Source organism: Streptomyces sp. SID14478 (genome assembly GCF_010548525.1).
Classification (GTDB): Bacteria; Actinomycetota; Actinomycetes; order Streptomycetales; family Streptomycetaceae; genus Streptomyces.
The window spans coordinates 1-1,958 of record NZ_JAAGMG010000156.1; the positions used below are offsets into that span (position 1 = coordinate 1).

Here is a 1,958-nt window from a genome sequence, read left to right on the forward strand (position 1 = left end):
CGCCGCGTGGATCACGTCGGGCCGCTGGGTGAAACCGGTCTGGAATCCGGCGCGTTCGTCGTCGTAACCGGCCTGGCCCGGCCGGAAGGTGCGGGTGCTGTCAGGGTGGTCCGGGTGCGTCATGACGCCCACTGTGCCCGGATAACCTGACAGCTTCCGTCAGCTTTTTCAGCGGGTCGCGGACGGCTTCCGGGTCGCCCACCACAGGCCCGCCCCGCCGGCGGCGAGCAGCGCGGCCCCGGTCGCGCCGAGCGGCAGCAGTTCGGAGCCGGGACCGGTCGACGGCAGATCCCCCGTGTCGCCGCCCTTGCCGCCGCCCCCGCTGTCGTCCCCGACGGGCGCGGCCGGCTTGTTCTCCGTGTTGAGGAGCAGGGGCGTCTCGGGCGCGTTCGGTGACGGATTCGTCGTGCCGAACGGCACCGGCCCCTGCTGCCAGAAGGTCTTCTTGCCGTCCGCGCTCGTCACCGGCAGGCAGATCTTCCCGGTCTTCGCGAGATCGAATGTCGCGGCGACCTTGTACGACTGGGACTTTCCTGCGGCGAGGTTATCGAGGGGGCAGGTGAATCCGCTGTTCGATCCCTTCGGCAGACCGGATTTCGGGATCGCCGAGCAGCCCGGCACCGCCTTGATCGTCATTCCGTCGAAACCGACGACGAGCAGGCTGATCTTTCCGCTGTCCTTCGTTCCCTCGTTGCTCACGCCGGCGACGAGGTTCTTCGTTTCCCTGGTCGCGTTGTCGACCGAGATCCTCTCGGAAAGGCCCGTGGTCAGCGTGGTCCCCGCGGGCGCCTTGTCCATGGCCTTGCCCCCCTCGCCGCTGCCCGGACCGGGCCCGTCGTCCGCCGCCGCGGCGAAGGGCAGGACCATGAAGGCCGTGACGGTCGCGGTAAGCAGTGAACCCGCAATTTTGACCTGACGACGTGAACTCATGTTCGTCCCCCTAGGTGTTTCTTGGTCTTTCTCGTGCTTCCCCAACTGCACCCGAATTCGCAGTACTTGAAGAGGTACCACAAGATTTCTCCCCACTATGCTGGGACGGCGCGAAGTGTCGATTTTGTGTTTCAGGGGTTTCGGGGGTGCAGTCGATTGCCAGGGAATGCAAGTGGAGGCGTCCGGGGATTAGTGGTGGCTGCGCGCTACCGCCTGGGCGAACTCATAGGCCAGGGCGGCATGGGGCGCGTGTGGGGCGCGGTCGACGACATGCTCGACCGGCCCGTCGCCGTGAAGGAGATGCGCATCGACGGGCTCGACCCCGAGGACGCCCGGACCCGCCGCGAGCGCACCCTGCGCGAGGCCCGCGCGACGGCCCGCATCGACCACCCGGGCGTGGTGCGGGTGTACGACGTGGTGGACGAGGGCGAACGCCTGTGGATCGTCATGGAGTTGGTCGACGGCCGCTCCCTGGAGCAGGTCCTCGTCGCGGACGGCCCGCTGGGCGTGGAGGAGGTGGCGGCGATCGGCCGCGGGCTCGCCGAGGCGCTGCGCCCGGTGCACGCGGGCGGCGTCCTGCACCGCGACATCAAGCCCGGCAACGTCCTGCTCGAGGGCGTCGGGCGGCGCCGCGTCATGCTCACCGATTTCGGCATCGCCGCCATCCAGGACACCAAGGCGCTGACCATGGTCGGCATGCTCGTCGGCTCGCCCGACTACATGGCGCCCGAGCGGATCTCGGGCCGGCCGCAGGGGCCGCCCTCCGACCTGTGGTCCCTGGGTGCGACGCTGTGCGCGGCGCTCGGCGGCCGCTCCCCGTTCAGCCGCGAGACCACCCTCGCGACCCTGCACGCCGTCCTGTACGAGGAGCCCCAACTGCCGCCAGAAGCAGGCAGGCTGACCCCACTGCTGGCCCGGCTCCTGGCGAAGGAGCCGCAGGACCGCCCCGGCCTCGACGCGATCCTGGAGGCGCTCGCCCCGCCGGCCCCGCAGCGCGCACCGGCGCCGGCCACGGACCCGGTGCCCGA

The 1,958-nt window shown here is 70.2% G+C and carries 2 protein-coding genes; one reads left to right on the forward strand and one right to left on the reverse strand.

Translation table 11 applies throughout. The features are described 5' to 3' along the window. Window positions 1-168: 168 nt before the first annotated feature. Complete coding sequence (locus G3I40_RS06300) at window positions 169-930, reverse strand: hypothetical protein (RefSeq protein WP_164301170.1); 762 nt, start codon at window positions 928-930, stop codon at window positions 169-171. 240 nt (window positions 931-1,170) lie between these two features. On the opposite strand from G3I40_RS06300, the gene G3I40_RS06305 reads away from it, so the two are divergent. Continuing rightward, window positions 1,171-1,958, forward strand: a 788-nt coding sequence (locus G3I40_RS06305) for a serine/threonine-protein kinase (protein ID WP_239091575.1), incomplete at its 3' end; no start/stop codon positions are given.